The sequence below is a fragment of the Mesorhizobium sp. M2A.F.Ca.ET.037.01.1.1 genome, from assembly GCF_003998075.1.
In the GTDB taxonomy this organism is placed as follows: Bacteria; Pseudomonadota; Alphaproteobacteria; order Rhizobiales; family Rhizobiaceae; genus Mesorhizobium.
Genome location: NZ_RZSA01000816.1, coordinates 1 through 3,059, shown reverse-complemented (window position 1 = coordinate 3,059; position 3,059 = coordinate 1). Strand labels below are relative to the sequence as shown.

3 protein-coding genes and 1 pseudogene are annotated in these 3,059 nt (G+C 56.7%); all 4 read left to right on the top strand.

The window, feature by feature from the left end; all coding sequences use genetic code 11:
* Window positions 1–186 precede the first annotated feature (186 nt).
* A pseudogene (locus EOA27_RS42440) lies at window positions 187–345 on the top strand (DUF6429 family protein); the annotation flags it as partial.
* A gap of 100 nt (window positions 346–445) precedes the next feature.
* Window positions 446–1,423: a proline racemase family protein gene (locus tag EOA27_RS29505; protein WP_348639876.1), complete on the top strand. Its 978-nt coding sequence runs from the start codon at window positions 446–448 to the stop codon at window positions 1,421–1,423.
* A gap of 442 nt (window positions 1,424–1,865) precedes the next feature.
* Entirely contained in the window at window positions 1,866–2,732 is an 867-nt protein-coding gene (locus EOA27_RS29500; RefSeq protein WP_189562150.1) for a hypothetical protein, read from the top strand.
* 138 nt (window positions 2,733–2,870) lie between these two features.
* Window positions 2,871–3,059: transposase (locus EOA27_RS29495; RefSeq protein WP_189562149.1), on the top strand; the 189-nt coding region annotated here is incomplete at its 3' end.

Genomic DNA, 3,059 nt, shown 5'->3' with positions numbered 1-3,059 from the left:
ATGCATGAGCGTCGCATGGCATTTCGGTTGGCGTCGCGGAGATCCTCGACGTCAAAGGCAGCTTGATACGAGCGGGGAGGCGCGCTTGAGATACTCGCGCTACGGAAGCTGCTACTGCCATCAAGTTGCGTGACGTAAGCGGCCGTTCAGCTGGCGTCTGATTGAATTGCCAGTAACTGAGCGAGTGAAAGGGTGATTGCAGACCCTGTGAACAAGGCGAAGTCCTTGGTCCTGACGGACGAAGGTCTTCAGCGGTCGGAGGAACTGTTCCGTGCGCTGTTGACGCGGCTGAGGCTGCAGCTCAGAAATTCAACACCGCGAATCGCATTCGTAAACCCAACCTAGATTGATCTACACGGAAGATGAATCATTGAACAAATTGACTTGCAGCAATCAGACAGTATGATATAGGTCTTTGAATCCGTAGCACCATCGCGATAAGGACATGATTATGCCCATTCGGCGTCTTTTCACCGTCATCGACTCCCACACAAATGGGCACCCCACGCGCACGGTGACAGCGGGCATCCCTCCGCTTCGTGGCCAAACCGTACGTGAGCAGCGAGATGATTTCCGCGATAACCATGACGGGCTGAGGACTCTACTACTCCACGAACCACGCGGGCACGCTGCCATGCCCGCAGCTGTGCCGGTGCCTTCCCGACAGGCGGATCAGGGGCTGTTCTTCATATTCTCCTATTATTATGCCGATATGTGCGGTCATGCCACAATCGGTTACATTGCTAGCTTGGCTGCAATGGGAGCGCTACCCGAGAGCTTCGAACAAAACGGCATGACGATCGAGACCCCGGCAGGAGTCATCCATGTTACCGGAGCGTTTGAAGCGGGCCGGCTTACCTCTGTTGCTTTGCGAAACGTGCCCTCGTATGTCCTCTCCACTGACGTGGCCATTCAGGTAGAGGGGCTTGGCACTGTGACCTGCGATGTTGCCTATAGCGGCCTCACGTACGCCTTGGTCGATGCGGACCAGGTCGATCTCCCCTTCGATATCGCACAGGCCAGCCTGTGGTGCCGCGCGGGTATGGCAATCAAGGCCGCCATGAACGCTACGGGCGCCCATCCGAAAGTAGATAGCGTCCTGTTTCATCGCCCCGTTCAGGGTGGCGCTCGCCACCTCGTGATCTTGGCAAATAACAAGTTCGACCGATCGCCTTGTGGCACCGGCACCTCCGCACGACTGGCCCAGCTTCATGCGCGCGGAGCACTTGCAACAGGAACTCCATATCGAGCAGAAAACCTACTCGGCGTGCCATTCGAAGGCAAGGTTGTCGAACTGACTCAGGACAAAGACGGTCGACCCGCAATCATCCCCGAGGTGCGCGGCATGGCTCATATTACCGCATTCTCCACTCTCGTTCTGGAAGCAGACGATCCGTTGCCAGCGGGCTTCCTGCCCGGCTGACAGAGAAGAATGCGGAGCGTTCGCGGCTAGGTAACCTCAGTGCCAACATGGACCCACAGCGACTTGGGTATGATCTCATCCGCGCTAAGCAGCGCTCTGCTGCAAATCAAGCGAACTTGCGGTGGCGGCAGTTGTCGATTGGTCATCGGTGGGTCCAGAGCCGCCTCCGGTATAATTGGTGGCGTCGAGTCGCCATCGGTTTTGCCGGGACCCCTGCGGCATTAGTGTTGATGAGGATGGTGAGCAGACGCCTGCTCGGCAAGGAATGGAACCGCGTTGCCGCGAAGCCAACCTTCGGAGGTGAGGCGGGATGCACAACATCTCACGCGCTCAAAGCCTCCGTGAGCAGCTTTAGAACTCGACATGCTCAGCGACGCTGACTGCATGATGAGCCTTCGAAATCAGACTCGTTCCTTTCGGCAGATGTTATGAGGTTGTGCAAATGATCAAAACGAACGCTGGAGACAACGAATCTTCTCAGCGCGTTAGCATACTTGGCGCTGGAAGGCTCGGCTCCGCTCTAGAGGGTCGCCTTAAATCTATGGGTGCCGATGTACGCGTTTGGAGCCGAAGGTACGAAAGCGGTGATCAGCCAAGCTTGTCGAGCAGCGGAGCCTCCGGTCAGGAGATGTTTCAGAGAGCTGCAGAATCGAACGTTTTGCTTTCGGCAATTCCCAATCAAGCTCTTCTCGCCCTCGCTTCACGCCAACAGTTGCGCACCTTCGACGGCGTTGTATTCGCGATGGGAATAGACACAACCATCCAATCCGTCCGAGAAGTACTAGCTCGCGCGTTGGTCCTCCGACTAAGTCCGGCGATTCCACAAGTGGGCGGAGAGATCACTTCCATCGGGCTTTTAGATGCGCACGCCGCGAATGACCCCCGTGTGGATTTGGCGAAGGCGACTTTGGGGTTGTTAGGGCCGGTGACGTGGATTGACGAGGAGGTCCTGTATGACCTTACTACGCTTCTAGCCGGTCCGCTTCTCACCCTTCTTAAGTCGACCATCTCGCAAACAGTCGAGGCGAGCCTCAGGACTCATCGACTTCCGTATCAATTCAAAGACGAGCTGGAACGCGTCGTATTAAAAGAACTGGTGAGGCGATTAGTTGGTAGTAGCGAAAGTTCGCAACAAGCGGAACGAGAAAGATCTACGCCTGGTGGAGTAACAGAGATCGCGCTCCGCCATAGCGAACAGATTAGTAGCCAACTGTTGGATATTGTTGAGTTGATGTTGGAGCGTATGGCCCATTTGCGGCATCAGTGGACCTCGCAGAGCGGTCATCATACACCCCTCTCGAGTGTCTAGGATCAGTTAGCTCCTTATCTCGAGCTTTGCGAGCAGCCTCTTGGGGTAGTGTGCTGAGAGTTCTGCAAATTCGCTAGCAGGGTCGTGGCAGGCTGGTGATGTTCAACGTCACCTGATTCCCTCGCGAGGAACGCCACCATGACCAAGACAGAAGGTAAGTCCGCCAGCGCCGCCGTCAAAGACATTCTGCTTCAGAGCCCGGATGGGCTGCGCGAGGTGATCCGGGCGGCGCTGCAGGAAGTGCTCGAAGCCGAGATGGATGAGGCGCTTGGCGCGTCGAAGGGCGAGCGCATGCCGGAGGGGCTCGGCTATCGCTCGGGCCATTAC

Coding starts and splice junctions, on each gene's coding strand:
- EOA27_RS29505 (WP_348639876.1), top strand. CDS start 446: ATGATTATGCCCATTCGGCGTCTTTTCACCGTCATCGACTCCCACACA.
- EOA27_RS29500 (WP_189562150.1), top strand. CDS start 1,866: ATGATCAAAACGAACGCTGGAGACAACGAATCTTCTCAGCGCGTTAGC.